The sequence below is a fragment of the Nocardioides sp. LHG3406-4 genome (genome assembly GCF_049897745.1).
Lineage (GTDB): Bacteria > Actinomycetota > Actinomycetes > Propionibacteriales > Nocardioidaceae > Nocardioides.
In genome coordinates, this window is record NZ_JAFCWV010000002.1 from 967392 (window position 1) to 982236 (window position 14845).

At 68.2% G+C, this 14845-nt stretch carries 16 protein-coding genes; 7 read left to right on the forward strand and 9 right to left on the reverse strand.

Features of this window, described 5'->3' with window-relative positions:
* Positions 1–83 precede the first annotated feature (83 nt).
* A complete protein-coding gene (locus tag ACP7BP_RS10755; protein ID WP_426244590.1) occupies positions 84–1457 on the reverse strand; it encodes an MFS transporter in 1374 nt (457 codons plus the stop codon).
* Positions 1454–2254, reverse strand: coding sequence for a glycerophosphodiester phosphodiesterase (locus ACP7BP_RS10760; protein ID WP_426244591.1), 801 nt, complete (start codon positions 2252–2254; stop codon positions 1454–1456). The genes ACP7BP_RS10755 and ACP7BP_RS10760 overlap by 4 nt, the downstream gene beginning before the upstream one ends.
* A gap of 43 nt (positions 2255–2297) precedes the next feature.
* Here ACP7BP_RS10760 and ACP7BP_RS10765 point away from each other — a divergent pair, with 43 nt between their 5' ends.
* Positions 2298–2549, forward strand: a complete 252-nt coding sequence (locus ACP7BP_RS10765; RefSeq protein WP_426244791.1) for a zf-TFIIB domain-containing protein — start codon at positions 2298–2300, stop codon at positions 2547–2549.
* A 15-nt stretch (positions 2550–2564) separates the two neighbouring features.
* Here the strand turns inward: ACP7BP_RS10765 and ACP7BP_RS10770 are convergent, their stop codons facing one another.
* Positions 2565–4103, reverse strand: a complete 1539-nt coding sequence (locus tag ACP7BP_RS10770) for a UDP-N-acetylglucosamine 1-carboxyvinyltransferase (protein WP_426244592.1) — start codon at positions 4101–4103, stop codon at positions 2565–2567.
* Positions 4104–4195: 92 nt separating this feature from the next.
* Here ACP7BP_RS10770 and ACP7BP_RS10775 point away from each other — a divergent pair, with 92 nt between their 5' ends.
* Positions 4196–5212 carry a zinc-dependent alcohol dehydrogenase family protein gene (locus ACP7BP_RS10775; protein WP_426244593.1) on the forward strand — a complete coding sequence of 339 codons (1017 nt, stop codon included), beginning with the start codon at positions 4196–4198 and terminating at the stop codon, positions 5210–5212.
* A gap of 7 nt (positions 5213–5219) precedes the next feature.
* Entirely contained in the window at positions 5220–5825 is a 606-nt protein-coding gene (locus ACP7BP_RS10780) for an HAD-IA family hydrolase (RefSeq protein ID WP_426244594.1), read from the forward strand.
* Here ACP7BP_RS10780 and ACP7BP_RS10785 read toward each other — a convergent pair.
* From ACP7BP_RS10785 to ACP7BP_RS10800, 4 genes are all read right to left on the reverse strand, one after another.
* Positions 5822–6592 carry an amino acid ABC transporter ATP-binding protein gene (locus tag ACP7BP_RS10785; protein WP_426244595.1) on the reverse strand — a complete coding sequence of 257 codons (771 nt, stop codon included), beginning with the start codon at positions 6590–6592 and terminating at the stop codon, positions 5822–5824. The genes ACP7BP_RS10780 and ACP7BP_RS10785 overlap by 4 nt on opposite strands.
* Positions 6589–8076: an ABC transporter substrate-binding protein/permease gene (locus tag ACP7BP_RS10790; RefSeq protein WP_426244596.1), complete on the reverse strand. Its 1488-nt coding sequence runs from the start codon at positions 8074–8076 to the stop codon at positions 6589–6591. The genes ACP7BP_RS10785 and ACP7BP_RS10790 overlap by 4 nt, the downstream gene beginning before the upstream one ends.
* 177 nt (positions 8077–8253) lie before the next feature.
* Complete coding sequence (locus tag ACP7BP_RS10795) at positions 8254–8658, reverse strand: carboxymuconolactone decarboxylase family protein (RefSeq protein ID WP_426244597.1); 405 nt, start codon at positions 8656–8658, stop codon at positions 8254–8256.
* Positions 8659–8741: 83 nt separating this feature from the next.
* Complete coding sequence (locus ACP7BP_RS10800) at positions 8742–9212, reverse strand: winged helix-turn-helix transcriptional regulator (protein WP_426244598.1); 471 nt, start codon at positions 9210–9212, stop codon at positions 8742–8744.
* 96 nt (positions 9213–9308) lie between these two features.
* Here ACP7BP_RS10800 and ACP7BP_RS10805 point away from each other — a divergent pair, with 96 nt between their 5' ends.
* The 4 genes from ACP7BP_RS10805 (at position 9309) to ACP7BP_RS10820 (ending at position 12399) form a co-directional block, all read left to right on the forward strand.
* On the forward strand, positions 9309–10550 hold the full coding sequence (locus ACP7BP_RS10805; RefSeq protein ID WP_426244599.1) for an MFS transporter: 1242 nt from the start codon (positions 9309–9311) through the stop codon (positions 10548–10550).
* A complete protein-coding gene (locus tag ACP7BP_RS10810) occupies positions 10547–10990 on the forward strand; it encodes a helix-turn-helix transcriptional regulator (protein ID WP_426244600.1) in 444 nt (147 codons plus the stop codon). Before ACP7BP_RS10805 ends, ACP7BP_RS10810 begins: the two co-directional genes overlap by 4 nt.
* A 10-nt stretch (positions 10991–11000) precedes the next feature.
* Entirely contained in the window at positions 11001–11411 is a 411-nt protein-coding gene (locus tag ACP7BP_RS10815) for a VOC family protein (protein ID WP_426244601.1), read from the forward strand.
* A 244-nt stretch (positions 11412–11655) separates the two neighbouring features.
* Positions 11656–12399, forward strand: coding sequence for a hypothetical protein (locus tag ACP7BP_RS10820; protein WP_426244602.1), 744 nt, complete (start codon positions 11656–11658; stop codon positions 12397–12399).
* Positions 12400–12675: 276 nt separating this feature from the next.
* On the opposite strand, the gene ACP7BP_RS10825 is transcribed toward ACP7BP_RS10820, so the two are convergent.
* A complete protein-coding gene (locus ACP7BP_RS10825; RefSeq protein WP_426244603.1) occupies positions 12676–13371 on the reverse strand; it encodes an HAD family hydrolase in 696 nt (231 codons plus the stop codon).
* 27 nt (positions 13372–13398) lie between these two features.
* Complete coding sequence (locus ACP7BP_RS10830) at positions 13399–14718, reverse strand: PLP-dependent aminotransferase family protein (protein ID WP_426244604.1); 1320 nt, start codon at positions 14716–14718, stop codon at positions 13399–13401.
* Positions 14719–14845 lie beyond the last annotated feature (127 nt).

The following is a 14845-nucleotide window of genomic DNA, read 5'->3' on the forward strand; positions in this document are numbered from 1 at the left end:
GTTAGTGGGCTGGGCAAGATTCCGCCGATTTGCCGAGTCGGCGACGTGCGCGAGGTCACGCCCGGATGGGACTCAGATCACGCTCAGACCACGGCCGGGAGGTCGTTCCCGGCCTCCCGGATGCCTCGCTCGGTGTCGACACGCATGAGGAGCAGGCCGCCCACAACGAAGAACACGATCAGGGCGAAGATCGCCGGCCGGTAGGAGTCGGTGAACTGGTAGACGAGGCCGAAGACCAGGGTCCCGAACCACGACGTACCGCGGTCCATCGCGTGGTAGAAGCTGAAGTACTCCGCCTCCTTGCCCCGCGGGATCAGCAGCGAGAAGTAGGACCTGGCCAGCGCCTGGGTGCCGCCCAGCACGATCCCGATGGCGACGCCCAGCAGGAGGAACGGGACGAGCTGGCCGTCCGGCAGCACGAGGGCGGCCGTCACGATCGCGCACCAGATCCCCAGCCCGACCACGATCATCCGCTTGGCGCCGACCCGCCCGGCTAGCCGGCCGAAGAGCAGGGCGCCGCCCACCGCCACGAACTGCACGAGGAGGTACGTCGCCAGCACGGTGCCGAGCTCGAAGCCCAGCTCGTCGGTGCCGTAGATGGACGCCTGCGAGATGACGGTCTGGATGCCGTCGTTGAAGAACAGGTAGGCCACCAGGAACGTGAGCGCGACCGGGTAGTTGCGCATGTCCTTGAGGGTCGCCCCCAGCTGCCCGAAGCTGCGCGAGACCACGCCGCCGGTCACGGCCTCCACATGATGGGGCGGGTGGTTCTTCAGGCCTCGGAACGGGATGAAGGTGAAGGCGGCCCACCAGACGGCGGCCGACAGCATGCTGATGCGTGCGGCCAGGCCCTCGGTGACGCCGAACGTGTCGTGGAACGTGACGAGGATGAAGTTGAGGGCCAGCAGCAGCCCGCCCCCGGCGTAGCCGTAGGCCCAGCCCCGGGTGGAGACCCGGTCGCGCTCGTTCTCGGTGGAGATCAGCGGCAGGATGGCGTCGTTGAACACGGCGGAGGCGGCGAAGCACAGGTTCGCCACCAGGAACGCCAGCGTGCCGAGCTGCCAGTTGTCGCCGGTCACGAAGAACAGCAGGCTCGTCGCCAGCGCTCCCGCCCAGGCGAAGCCCGCCAGCAGGTCCTTCTTCCGTGAGGTCCGGTCGGCCACCGCACCGAGGAGCGGCAGCAGGACCGCCGAGATGATCGTGGACGCGGTCACGATGAACGGCGGCAACGCCCCCGGGGCGATCGCGATGCCCAGCACCGAGATCCGGTTGTCGACCGCGGCCTCCTCGGCGATCGCCTTGATGTAGGGGCCGAAGAGCACGCCCGCGACGGTGGTGGCGAAGGCGCTGTTGGCCCAGTCGTAGAAGTACCAGGACCGCTGCTCGGCTGCCCGGTGGAGGGGGGTGAGGTCGGCGATGCCGTGACCGTGGGCGGGTTTGCGGGTCTCGTCGCTCATGCGGGTTCCCTCCATTGCCCGCACTTGCGGAGCACGTCCCTGAGTATGTCGGTGCGGTCGGTCATCAGGCCATCGACACCGCGGTCCAGCAGGGTGCGCATCTCGTCGGGGTCGTCGATGGTCCAGACGTGCACCTGGAGGCCCGCGGCGTGCGCGCGGCGGACGATGCCGCGGGTGGCGACCAGCAGCGGGCCCCGGCGGTGCGGGATCTGCAGGGCGTTCGGACGGCCGCGGGTGAGCAGCCTGGCCAGTCGGGCGCTGGGGGAGAGGAGGTACGCCGCCACCTCCAGCGGGTGCGCGGAGGTCGCCACGCGGCCCCCGGAAAGCCGCCGGAACTCAGCGAGCGACCGACGCGAGAAGGAGCCGACCAGCACCCGGTCCCAGGCCTCGTGCTCGTCGATCAGCTCGACCAGCGCCGGCACGGCACCGGCCGCCTTCAGGTCGATGTTGAACCGCACGTCGGGGAACGACTCCATGAGCTGGGCCAGCGTGGGGATCACCTCGCGCCCACCGATCTGGGCACGGCGCACGTCGGCGTACGTCAGGGAGGCGAGGACGCCCCGCGCGTCGGTCACCCGGTCGAGCACCGTGTCGTGGAAGGCGAGGAGCACGCCGTCGCTGGTCACGTGCACGTCGGTCTCGAGGTAGCGGTAGCCGAGCCCGACCGCGTGGGTGAACGCGGCCAGGGTGTTCTCGAGCTGCTCGATCTCCGGGTGGTAGGCGCCGCCGCGGTGCGCGAACGCCAGGACCGGGCCGGGATCGTCGAGGAACGGGCGTCCAGTCGGTCGGTCGATCACGCGGAGCAGTATTCACCAGGAGTAACGTCGGGGCATGGAATCGATGAGCTGTCCTCGGTGCGGAGCCGAGATGGTGGAGCGCCCCGTCGGAGCGACCCAGGTCAGCCAGTGCCCGGAGGGGCACGGCGTCTTCCTCGACCGCGCCGAGCTCGGCACCCTGGTCGAGGCCGAGACCGACTGGCACCGCAACGCCGCCCAGCAGACCGCTCCGCTCCCGCGGATCACCCCCGACATGACCGCGCCCCCGACCGCGGCGAAGCGGGCGAGGGCGTGGGTGGAGACACTCTTCGGCTGACAGCCGGCGGCGTCCTCAGATGTCGCGGAACGTCTCGATGTTGGCACCCAGCAGGTTGAGGCGCTCGGCGAGGTCCTCGTAGCCGCGGTGGATGACGTAGGTCGACCTCAGGACCGACGTGCCCTTCGCGGCGAGCATCGCGAGCAGGAGCACCACGGCCGGCCGCAGCGCGGGCGGACACATCATCTCGGTGCCGCTGAAGTACGTCGGACCCTCGATCATCACCCGGTGCGGGTCGAGCAGCTTGACGTTGCCGCCCAGCTTGTTGAGGTCGACCAGGTAGATCGCGCGGTTCTCGTAGACCCAGTCGTGCAGCAAGGTCTGCCCGTCGGCGACGGCGGCGATGACCGCGAAGAACGGCAGGTTGTCGATGTTGAGCCCGGGGAACGGCATCGGGTGGATCTTGTCGAGCGGGGCCCGCAGCTGCGACGGCAGCGTGGTGAGGTCGACCAGTCGGGTGTGCCCGTTGAGGGCGAGGTACTCCTCGGACCGGCGGTACTGCAGACCCATCTCCTCGAGCAGGGCCAGCTCGATCTCGAGGAACTCGATGGGCACCCGCTGGATGGTGATCGACGACTTGGTGACGATCGCGGCGGCCAGCAGGGACATCGCCTCGATGGGGTCCTCGCTGGGTGCGTAGTCGACCTCGACGTCGATGGTCTGCCGACCTGTCACGGTGAGCGTCGTGGTGCCGATGCCCTCGACGCCGACGCCGAGCTTCTGGAGGTAGAAGCACAGGTCCTGGACCATGTAGTTGGACGACGCGTTGCGGATCACGGTCGTGCCCGGGTGGAGGGCGGCGGCCATCAGTGCGTTCTCGGTGACGGTGTCGCCGCGCTCGGTCAGCACGATCGGTCGCAGCGGCTCGATCGCCCGGTTGACGTTGGCGTGGTAGGCGCCGTCGGTGGCCTTGACCTCCAGGCCGAACGGGCGCAGGGCGGCCATGTGCGGCTCGATGGTGCGGGTGCCGAGGTTGCAGCCGCCGGCGTACGGCAGCTCGAACGTCTCGGCGCGGTGCAGGAGCGGGCCGAGGAACATGATGACCGAGCGGGTACGCCGCGCCGCGTCCTCGTCGATGTGGGCCAGGTCGAACTCGGCGGGCGGGACGATCTCGAGGTCGTTCTGCTCGTTGAGCCAGCGGGTCTGGACTCCCAGGGACGCCAGCACCTCCAGGAGCCGGTTGACCTCCTCGATGCGGGCGACCTTGCGCAGCGTCGTCCTGCCCCGGTTGAGCAGCGCAGCGCACAGCAGCGCTACGCCGGCGTTCTTGGACGTCTTCACCTCGATGCTGCCCGAGAGCGTCGTGGGACCGGTGACCCGAAGGTGGGTCGGCCCGGCGCCCAGGGCCACGATCTCCGAGTCGAGGGCGGCGCCGATGCGGGCCAGCATCTCCAGTGAGAGGTTCTGGTGACCCTTCTCGATGCGGTTGATGGCGCTCTGCGAGGTGCCGAGCAGCTCGGCGAGCTTGGCCTGGGTGAGGCCCCGGTGTTTGCGGGCGTCCCGGATCAGGTTGCCGATGCGGGCCTTGTAGTCACGCTGGAGTAGATCAGCCATGCCGAACACCGTATCTCAGATATGAGATAGAACAAGGTTGGCGCGCTCCGCCTCCATGTCGTGAGCGACACGCCCCGTGCGAGGATCGGACCATGCGAGCCACCACCATCCACGCTGCCCGTGACATCCGACTCACCGACGTCGCCACACCCTCCATCGGATCGCCCACCGAGGCCGTCATCAAGGTCACTGCGGGCTGCATCTGCGGCTCGGACCTGTGGCCCTACCGCGGCGAGAATCCCATCACGGCGGGCTCGACGATCGGCCACGAGTGCGTCGGCGTGGTGGAGGAGGTCGGGTCGGCGGTCACGTCGTTCAAGGCCGGCGACTTCGTCATCGTGCCCTTCTGCCACTGCGACAACACGTGCGCCCACTGCCGTGCGGGCATCACCTCGGCGTGCGAGAACGTGGGGTTCACCGAGAGCGGCCAGGCAGAGTACGCGCTGGTGACCCAAGCCGAGGGCACGATGTTCAAGGCCGAGGCGCCCAGTGACGACGACATGCTCAAGTCGCTGCTGTCGCTCTCCGACGTGATGCCCACGGGCTGGCACGCGGCCGTCGCTGCCGGCGTACGCCCCGGCGGGACCGCGGTCGTGGTCGGTGACGGGGCGGTCGGCCTCTGCGGCGTGCTGGCCGCGTCGGTGATGGGCGCCGAGAAGGTCGTGGTCATGTCCCGCCACGAGCCGCGTCAGCAGATCGCCAAGGCCTTCGGTGCCACCCACGTCATCGCCGAGCGCGGCAAGGAGGGCGAGGAGGCGATCCGTGAGATCACCGCCGGCGTCGGCGCCGATGCGGTCCTCGAGTGCGTCGGCACCGACCAGTCCATGCAGACGGCGTTCGCGGTCGCGCGTCCCGGCTCCCGGGTCGGATTCGTCGGCGTGCCCCACGGCGTGGAGCTACCGGTGCGCCGGATGTTCCAGAAGAACGTCGGCCTCTTCGGCGGCGTCGCACCGGTGCGCGCCTACCTCGACGAGCTGCTGCCGAAGGTCCTCGACGGCTCCATCAACCCGGGCCTGGTCTTCGACTCCGTGCGTCCGCTCGACGAGGTGGCCGACGGCTACCGCGACATGGACGAGCGCCGGGCGGTCAAGGTCATGCTCCTGCCGTGAGCCTGTCGTGAGTCCCGTGCGGGCCGTGGTCCTCGACATCGGCTCGGTGCTCGAAGTCATCGACGACAGCGTCTTTCCGAGGCCGTTCCTGTCGCGCCACGGCCTTCCCACCGACGCATTCGCCGCACGCGTCCGGGCACTGCCCGGTGACGGGATGGTGGGCGGGCTCTCGGAGTGCGACATCCGGCGGCACTGGCAGGCCGAGCTAGAGCTCACCCACAGCCAGGCGGACGAGCTGGTGGCGGACTTCTGGAGGTGGTACGTCGGCACGCCCGACCAACCGCTGTTCGACTGGTTCGCCGGGCTGCGTGGCCGGGGGCTCACGACGGGGATCCTGAGCAATTCCGCACCCGGAGCGCGCGAGGCTGAGCGCGGGCACGGCTTCGAGAACATCACCGACGACATCGTCTACTCCCACGAGGTCGGGCTGGCCAAGCCGGACCCCGCCGTCTATGAGCTGACCGCTCGACGGCTCGCGGTGCGCCCCGAGGAGATCGCCTTCCTGGACGACCATGCGCCCCACGTCGCAGCCGCACGGGCAGCGGGGTGGCACGCCGTACTCCATCGAGACGCGGCGACCTCGATCGCGGCGATCGAGGAGCTGCTCGGCTAGATCGGGTCCAGGATGCGCTGGAGGAACTGGCGGGTACGCGGCTCCTTCGGGTCCCCGATGACCTGTGCGGCCGGGCCACGCTCGGCGATGACGCCCGCGTCGAGGAAGAGCACCTGGTCGGACACGTGCTGCGCGAAGCGGATCTCGTGGGTGACCACGACCATCGTCCAGCCCTCGGCCGCAAGGTCCTTCATCACGCCGAGCACCTCGCCGACGAGCTCGGGGTCGAGCGAGGACGTCGGCTCGTCGAAGAGCATCAGCTTCGGCTTGAGCGCCAGCGCGCGCGCGATCCCCACACGCTGCTGCTGTCCTCCCGAGAGCTGGCTCGGGTAGGCGTCCGCACGGTCGGCCAGGCCCACCTGCTCGAGCAGCACCCGCGCCTCCGTGACGACCTCGTCCTCGGGGCGGCCCTGGGCATGGATGGGCCCCTCGGTCAGGTTCTCGAGCACGGTGCGGTGCGGGAAGAGGTGGTGTGCCTGGAAGACCATCGCGCTCTGCCGGCGCAGCTGCGCGAAGTCGCGCTCGGCGTCGCGTCGGCCCCGGGCTTGGGCGAAGTCGACCTCGACCTCGTCGATGCGTACGACGCCGGCATCGGGCACCTCGAGCGTGTTCAGGGAACGAAGCACGGTCGTCTTGCCGGAGCCGGACGGGCCGAGCAGCACGGTGACCGTGCCCGAGTCGACGGCGAAGCCGATGTCGCGCAGCACCTCGTGCTCGCCGAACGACTTGCGGAGGTCGGTGACGGACAGCAGGGGATCGGAGCTCATGCGAGTGACCTCTCCAGTCGGGTCTCGAGGCGGTTCTGGCCGACCGCCAGCACGGCACAGACGACCCAGTAGAACAGTGCGGCCAGGGAGTAGAGGGGCAAGTACTCGGTGGTGGAGCCAGCGTGGTTCTGGGCCACGCGGAACATCTCCGGGACGAGGATGATCGACGTCAGGGAGGTGTCCTTGACCAGGGAGATGAACGTGTTCGACAGCGGGGGTACGGCGGTGCGCGCGGCCTGCGGCAGCACGATCCGCCGCATCGTCAGGGTGTAGCCCATGCCCACGGTGGCAGCGGCCTCCGACTGTCCGCGCGGCACCGAGAGGATCGACGACCGGATGATCTCGGCGGAGTAGGCCGCGACGTTGAGCGACAGCGCGAGGACGGCACCGGGGTAGCTGTCGAACTTGATGCCGATCTGGGGCAGGCCGAAGAACACGATGAAGAGCTGCACCAGAAGCGGGGTGCCGCGGATGACCGAGATGAAGCCCCGGGCCGGCCAGTGCAGCCAGGGTCGCGAGGACAGCCGAGCCAGCGCCACCAGCAGGGCGAGCAGGAGGCCGAGGGCCATGCTGAGGAGTGAAAGCGTGATCGTGTACTGGACGAGGGCCTTCAACATCGGGCCGGTGGCGGCTTGCAGGACCTGCCAGGTCGTCTTGCTGCCGGCGCGACCGGAGAGGTCGGCCTCGCCGCCGCCGTCCGCAGAGGAGACGTCCGCCTTGAAGAAGCCCTCCGAGATCTTCGTGAGGGTGCCGTCGTCCGCCATCTCCTTCAGCGCAGCGTTGGCCTGGTCGCGCAGATCGGTGTCGTCCTGGCGGAAGGTGAGCGCCTGCTCGTTGACCTCTGTGTTGGCGTCGCCGGCGATCTTGACGGAGGTGTCGCCGCTGGCAGCCAGGTAGTCGAGGATCGCGATGTTGTCGTTGAGGATCACGTCGACCCGGCCCTGGGAGAGCAGCTCGGCCGCCTGCGCCAAGCTCTCGACCGAGCGCACCTTGGCACCGGCTTCGGTGGCGATCTCCGCGAAGCTGGTCGTGGACGACTGGGCGGCCGTCTTGCCCTTGATGTCATCGAGCGTCGTGATTGAGTCGTCGTCGGCGGCCGTGACGATCACGGTGCGTGAGTAGGTGTAGGGCTCGGAGAAGAGGTAGCGCGCCTCTCGCTCCGGGTTGATCGTCACCTGGTTGGCGATCAGGTCGATCCGGTCGGCGTCGAGCGCCGGGAAGAGTGCGTCGAAGTTCGCCTCGACGAACTCCAGCTGCCAGCCTGCCCGCTTCGCGACCTCCTTGACGACCTCGATGTCGTAGCCCGTGAGCTCGTCGCTGTCGGGGTCGTGGAAGCTGAACGGCGGGTAGATCCCCTCGGTCCCGACGCGGACGACCTGGCCGTCGGCCGGGGTGGTGTCCGCGATGGCCGTCGAGGGCGTCGTACCGAGGAACAGGCCTACCCAGACCAGGAGCAACGCGGGGATGCGCCAGCGACGTTTCACGTCCACCACTCTTCACTAAGTGTGTCGGGTTTATGTGGTTAGAGGTGCTGAGCCTAGTCCACGCCGGCCGGTCACCCGGGGCGTCGAAGGCCGAGGAGCCGTCGCAGATCGAGGGCAACGAGTTGCCGGCCCGAGCGACGACGAGGACGACTGACGTGCGCCGCTACGAGCCTCGACTCAGCTGGCGTCGTCCTGCTCGGCGAACACCTGCGCGGCGATGGAGTAGCCGTCGAAGGCGCGCGCGACCCCTGCGTACACCGCGATCTGGATGAACGCCTCTACGATCTCCTCCTTGGTGACGCCTTGCCGGAGAGCGATCCGGATCTGCCCCCGCAGGGGCTCGGCGATGCCCAGGCTGGCCACGGTCGCGACCGAGACGAGGGCCCGGGTGCGCGTGTCCAGGTGCGTCGTGCGCGGCCAGGCGTCGTCGAAGGCGTGGGTGGTGGCGATGCGCTTGAAGTCGCTCGCGTTCTCCGGCTCCCCGGGCGTGGGCTCGAGGAATCGCTCGAGCCGGAATCCGAGCATCTCCTCGGCGTGGTCCAGGGCGCGGGCGTAGCTCGTGGACTGCTCTTCTGATGACATGCGAGACCTTCGGGATAGATGTGACGGAGTGCGACTGATGTCTGACTGTGCTGACTGTGCTGACTGTGCTGGCTGGGTGCGGGTCAGGTCGCGGGGACGCGTGAGTCCTCGGTACGACGAGCGACGAGCCGCGCGGGGGACACGACCTCACCGTCGGCGGTGACGAAGGCCAGCCGCGCGGGCTCACCGGAGTCCTCGAGGGTGAATCCCGGCGACGTACCGTCCGGGCGTGGGCGCTGCAGTCGCCCCCACTCGCCGAGGGCGGCGATCACGACGCTGAGGCTGCGCCCAGCCTCAGAGAGGACGTACTCGTCTCGAGCGCGTGCCCCGTCGTCGCGGTAGGTGCGCCGCTCCATCACGCCCTCCTCGATGAGCGTCGCCAGGCGCTTGGAGAGGATGTTGGGTGCGACGCCCAGGGCATCGCGGAACTCCTGGAACCGGGTGGCTCCCGAGAGGATCGCCTCCCGCACGATGAGCAGGGTCCAGGCGTCGCCCAGCACCTCGAGGCTGCGCGCGATCGAGCACGTCGAGTCCTTGCCGAGCACCTTCACCATGCCACCCAGCATACGAGATGAATTGCAATTTGCTACCCAGCCTGGCTAAGTTGCTCTCGGCAACTCAGCCTCGCCACTCTCGTCTTCAGGAGCCTCATGCCCGTCTTCAGCTCTCGCACCAGCTTCTGGCTTGCCGGCGCCGTGGTCGCGCTGGCGCTGTGGTGCAGCGCCTGTCCGACCATGACCTACCCGTTGTACCAGTCGGAATGGGGCGTCTCGACGACGACCGTGGCGTGGATCTTCGCGGCGTACCCGATCGCCCTGATCCCCGTGCTGATCGTGCTCGGCGACCTCTCCGACCACATCGGCCGCCGACGGTCGATGATCTGGGGGATGCTCGCCGAGCTGCTCGGTGTGCTGTGCTTCGTGGTCGCCGGCGACGTCGCGTGGCTGCTGGTGGGGCGGGCGCTGATGGGCCTGGGGGTCGGACTGTCTCTCAGCGCGGCCAGCGTGGCCATGGTGGAGTTCAGCCGCCCCGGCCAGGAGGGGAGGGCGAGTGCCCTGGCGACCGGGGTCTCCGCCCTCGGGATCGCGCTGGCGATGACCGTCGGGGGAGCGCTGACCGAGTACGCGCCCCAGCCGATGCGCCTTCACTTCGTGGTGCTGGCCCTGTCCATCGTGACCGTGACCATCCTCGTCCTCGGGATCCCCGCCCACACCAGGGACGAGGCAGCGGAGCCGTGGCGGGTGCGTTCCATCGTGATCCCGCAGGGGAGGCGGGGGATCTTCGTCGCGGGCGCCATCGCGTTCACCTCCGCGTTCCTGCTCGGCGCGATCGTCCTTCCCCTGGGAGCCAGGATCGCGCAGCAGCTCGCCGGATCGACCAACTCCCTGGTCACCGGGGCACTGCTCTCGGTCTTCGCCGTCTGCATCACCCTCACCTCGCTCTGTGCCCGGCGCTTCAACGAGTGGTCCCTGGTGACGCTCGGGGCGATCGGCTCCATCGCCGCCGTGTGGCTCTACGTCGTCACCGGCGCCAGCCACTCGATGGTCATCTTCTTCATCGCCTCTGCCTGCGCCGGCGCGGCGTACGCCTTCAACTTCGCCGGTGGGCTCACCGTGTTGAGCAAGTACGCCGCACCGCATCACCGGGCCAGCATGGTGTCCGGGGGCTACCTCGTCGGCTACCTGTCACAGGGCATCGGGGCACCGCTGCTGGGCTGGGTGGTGACGGTCCGTGGCCTGCGGGACGGCCTGCTGGGCGGCGCCATCGTGTTCACGGCGTTCTTCGTCGCGGTCATCGTCGGTGCGGTGCTGGCGCGGCGCAGTGTGGCCCGGGAAGAGGCGACGACGACGCTAGGCAACGTCCGCGCGGACGTGACACCATCGCGCAGGTGACCACCAGACCGGCCGCGGCGGAGCAGCTGCGCGACCTCGTGCGGCTGCGCCGCGTCCGGGACCGGATCGACCGGGAGTACGCCCGGCCCCTGAACGTCGAAGCGCTGGCCCGCGGCGCGCACATGTCGGCCGGGCACCTGAGCCGGGAGTTCCGGCGCGCCTACGGCGAGGCGCCGTACACCTACCTGATGACGCGACGGATCGAGCGGGCGATGGCCCTGCTGCGTCGTGGCGACCTCAGCGTCACCGAGGTCTGCTTCGCGGTCGGGTGCCAGTCACTGGGCACGTTCAGCACTCGGTTCACCGAGCTGGTAGGCGTGCCGCCGAGCACCTATCGGGACCAGGCGGCGCGCGCCACGGCCGGCATGCCTCCGTGCGTGGCGAAGAAGGTGACGAGACCGATCAGGAATCGAGAAGCGCCGGCTCCGACCCACGCCTAGCCTCACAGACATGAACATCACCATTCGCGAGGCCTACCTCCCACACGACGACCCCGACGCCGCTCTCGCCTTCTATCGCGACACGCTCGGCTTCGAGGTCCGCAACGACGTCGGGTACCAGGGGATGCGCTGGATCACCGTCGGTCCGGCCGATCAGCCCGGCGTCTCCATCGTCCTGCACCCGCCGGCCGCTGACCCCGGCATCACCGACGACGAGCGTCGCACCATCACCGAGATGATGGCCAAGGGCACCTTCGCCAGCATCAACCTGGCGACCACGGACCTCGACGGCACCTTCGACCGACTTCAGGCCGGTGACGCCGAGGTCGTCCAGGAGCCGACCGAGCAGCCGTACGGCATCCGCGACTGCGCCTTCCGCGACCCGGCGGGCAACATGGTCCGCATCCAGGAGCTGACCTGAGCAGGCCGGCTCAGCAGTCGAACACCGACCAGCAGATGTCGTTGCGCAGCGCCTGGTCATCCAGCACGAGTCGGGATAGCTGGCCTGAGATCGCTGGGTTGCGCCTCTCTGCCGCTTCGCCGATAACTGACATTATGTCAGATAGAACAGGCACTATTGCAACTGATGCAAGCGATGACCCTCCCCTGGACAGCTGAGGTCCGCACCACCTGCGATGCCCTTGTGGCTGTGTCAAGGTGCGGTTATGGACCGGCCACTGGATGAGCGCACGATCAGCGCTCTTGGACAGATCGTGGACTTCGCGGCAGCTGGCGCCAAGCTCGTGAGGCGCGGCCATGAGGCCTACGGCCACGACCCGATGCTGAGATTGGCCGGCGAAGCGATCATGCGTCGCTTCGATGACGCGGTGTTGCGACTGGATGAGGCGTTCCTGGCTGCCCACCCATCCATTGACTGGGCCGCCCTGACGATGACCCGCGACCTGGACAACAGTCCCGCGGGGAGCTACGTCGACTACTGGGAGTTCCTGGAGACAAGCCTGCCGGTCGAAGTCCGGAAGGTAAGGCACATCCTGGATGACTGGCGGTCGCGTCCATTGCCCGCCCGTGAGGACGATGCCGACGATGACCATCCGCTCGCAGTAACCCCACCACCCCGAGTCGATCGAGGGCCCGGCCCAGCACCGATCGACGATGACGACTTCCACCACGTCGTGGAGCGCCTGAACGAGTGGGCCGAGAGCGCCACGGCCTCCGGCGACGACGGACCGATAGACGTGGTCTATCCGAGCGGACGCATGGTGCGCATCGTCATGTCGGCCGACGACCTGTCCAGCATGTTGGTCGTGAGCGGAACCATTGATGAAGCCCTCTTCCACATCATGGCCTCCTTGAGGGAGCTACCCGAAGACACGCCGTACCTCGTCTACGGGAACAACTACACCCTAGTTCCGAGTGCCGAACCCACCCTGCGGCCACCACGGTCCTGAGGCTGCCGCCAGGTGGGGCATGGAGGCCGAGGCGCTCCCGGTCCTCAGACGCCCCCGGTGAAGGCCCGCGCTAGCGAGCCCACATCGACCTGTCCCGACAACGGAACGCACTGACATGCCGCTGTCAGACCGAATACTGCGTGGTCGAATATTGACGGTTACCAGTCGTAGTCTGCGTATTGCCTCAGATGAATCAACCGCGAGGACGTTTGCCAAAATTTCTGTCCGATTGCGAGAACGCTGCAGTGGCCAACCACGCCCCCTTGCCACGGCTCTTCAGAATGTATCAAGGATGATATCCGTCAATTCGGCCAGAGTATCGATTCGGTAGCTAGCCCGTGAGAAGTCCTGTAGCTGTGTGAAGTCGTGATGGACGACCGCACAGTCAATGCCGGCCGCCACGGCTGAGCTCAAGCCTCTGGATGAATCCTCGACGACCAGTGTCTCTTCCTGGGTGGCTCCGAGACGCTCCAAGCCGGCCAGGTAAGGCTCTGGGTGAGGCTTGGCGAACTCGTAGTCTTCGCGGACAAGGACGAAGTCCATGAATTGTCTGATGTCGCGCTTCTCGTGGATGATTTCGAAGTCCACACGCTTTGCAGTCGTCACGATGGCCATGCGGACGTATTGAGACAGCTCAGCAAGGGTGTCGATCACGCCTTCGATCTCGATGGATTCTGTTCTGAGATACTGCTGATAATAGTCATCGCGAGCCTTACGCTGCTTGCTGATCGTCCGTTCATCGATACCTGCCGCCCTGGCTTGGGCCCACGTGCCCGATCCCAGGTTCATGTCCTGCAGATATTGATCTTTGTCCAAAATGAAACCAATGTCTGCCAACGCGCGCTCGCCAGCCTTGTAGTACCAGAGTTCGGTATCCACCAGAACACCGTCGTGATCGAAGAGTATGTACTTTCTCAAATCTCTTGATCCTCTCCTGGCGAGAACATGCTCGGACTGGATAGGCAGGGTCATATCCGTTCGTTGGTATGCCGCTCACCCCTATCCCCCGACGGCGAGGACCTCGGCGATCTCGTCGTGGCGGTGATGGGCGAGCGTGGTAGCGACGCGGACGTGTCCGCGACCGTGCTCGTGGGGAGCGAACAGCCGTCCCGGTGCGATCCCGATGCCGCGCTGCCCGAGCAGGCTCACGGCTCGTGGGCCCTCATCCGCCTCGACCCACACCGACAGCCCTGCCACGCCCGTGGTGTGGAGTCCCACGCGGCCCAGCGCGGTCACGAGATCCTTGCGCCGGTCGGCGTAGATCCCCCGAGCGCGGCGCGTCAGTCGCTGGGTGGCGTCGTCGGTGAGCATCAGCGCGAGCGCCCGCTGGGACACCGCGGAGGGCCAGCTGCCCGTCAGCTGCTGGGCGGCGCGCACCCTGGCCACCACGTGACCCGCGCCGCCCATGGCGCCGACGCGGAGCTGCGGGCCGTGCGACTTGTTCCAGCTACGCACCAGCACCGTCCGCTCGGGCAGGACCTCACCCAGGGAGACCGCGGGCGTTCGGGCCAGCTCCGGCATCGCGTCGTCCTCGACGACCAGGCAGTCGTGCTCAGCCAGCACCTCGGCCAAGGCCCCCATCCGCTGCCGGGTCAGCGCGTGGCCGTTCGGGCTGGCCATGCGCGGCTGCAGCAGCACCATCGCCGGGCGCGTCTTCATGGCCTCTGCGAGGTGCTCCGGGATCGGCCCCTCGTCGTCGCACGGCACGAAGACCGGTAGGGACGCGTGCGCGTCGATGATGTCGAGGAGGGACGGCGCCCCGACCTGCTCGACCACGACCCGGTCATGCGGCTGGAGCACCGTGTCGGCGATGCGTGAGATCGCGTCGTGCCCGCCCAGGGTCGCGGTGAACCCCGCCGCCTCGAACGGCCACGAGCTCCGGAGCTCCTTGAGCAGGAGTGGCTCGGTGAAGTCGTCGGGGTACGACCCCGAGTCGACCCTCGACAGCGCCTCCGCGAACGGCTCGGTGAGGTCGGGCAGCAGCTCGGGGTCGGGGTGCGCATTGGACAGGTCGAGCACGCTGACCGCCGCCTCCAGGGCCGCGCGCCGGCGACCGGTCAGGGCGCACTGGTCGAGGACGAACGTGCCGCTCCTCGACTCCGAGTAGACCAGGTGGAGCGCCTTGAGCCTCGACCAGGCCGTGGCCACGGTGGTCGGCCCGACGTGCAGCGCGGCAGCCAGTGCGCGAACCGGCGGCAACCGAGTCCCCCGCGAGATCTGCCCCGTCCTGATCAGGTAGGCGAGCTGATCCGCGATCCCCCGCGCAGAGACGTCGGTGATCCGAGGCGCGAGTGCAGAGGCGGACAGCTGGGCGACCATGGCATGTCGATATCGCCGCCGTACGGCTGCTGTCAAACAAGCCGACGCGCCGGCGGGCCGGAAAGTGCGAACAGGAGCGAACAGATGGCCCGGAGACCAGAACCCGATTCTTCACTAGCGTCCGGGT

What these genes read in the sequence shown, in the direction of transcription:
- ACP7BP_RS10800 (WP_426244598.1), bottom strand. Translation starts at nt 9,212, where the DNA reads ATGGTGAAGGTGCTCGGCAAGGACTCGACGTGCTCGATCGCGCGCAGC.
- ACP7BP_RS10830 (WP_426244604.1), bottom strand. Translation starts at nt 14,718, where the DNA reads ATGGTCGCCCAGCTGTCCGCCTCTGCACTCGCGCCTCGGATCACCGAC.
- ACP7BP_RS10755 (WP_426244590.1), bottom strand. Translation starts at nt 1,457, where the DNA reads ATGAGCGACGAGACCCGCAAACCCGCCCACGGTCACGGCATCGCCGAC.
- ACP7BP_RS10825 (WP_426244603.1), bottom strand. Translation starts at nt 13,371, where the DNA reads ATGACCCTGCCTATCCAGTCCGAGCATGTTCTCGCCAGGAGAGGATCA.
- ACP7BP_RS10815 (WP_426244601.1), top strand. Translation starts at nt 11,001, where the DNA reads ATGAACATCACCATTCGCGAGGCCTACCTCCCACACGACGACCCCGAC.
- ACP7BP_RS10795 (WP_426244597.1), bottom strand. Translation starts at nt 8,658, where the DNA reads ATGTCATCAGAAGAGCAGTCCACGAGCTACGCCCGCGCCCTGGACCAC.
- ACP7BP_RS10765 (WP_426244791.1), top strand. Translation starts at nt 2,298, where the DNA reads ATGAGCTGTCCTCGGTGCGGAGCCGAGATGGTGGAGCGCCCCGTCGGA.
- ACP7BP_RS10770 (WP_426244592.1), bottom strand. Translation starts at nt 4,103, where the DNA reads ATGGCTGATCTACTCCAGCGTGACTACAAGGCCCGCATCGGCAACCTG.
- ACP7BP_RS10785 (WP_426244595.1), bottom strand. Translation starts at nt 6,592, where the DNA reads ATGAGCTCCGATCCCCTGCTGTCCGTCACCGACCTCCGCAAGTCGTTC.
- ACP7BP_RS10805 (WP_426244599.1), top strand. Translation starts at nt 9,309, where the DNA reads ATGCCCGTCTTCAGCTCTCGCACCAGCTTCTGGCTTGCCGGCGCCGTG.
- ACP7BP_RS10820 (WP_426244602.1), top strand. Translation starts at nt 11,656, where the DNA reads ATGGACCGGCCACTGGATGAGCGCACGATCAGCGCTCTTGGACAGATC.
- ACP7BP_RS10775 (WP_426244593.1), top strand. Translation starts at nt 4,196, where the DNA reads ATGCGAGCCACCACCATCCACGCTGCCCGTGACATCCGACTCACCGAC.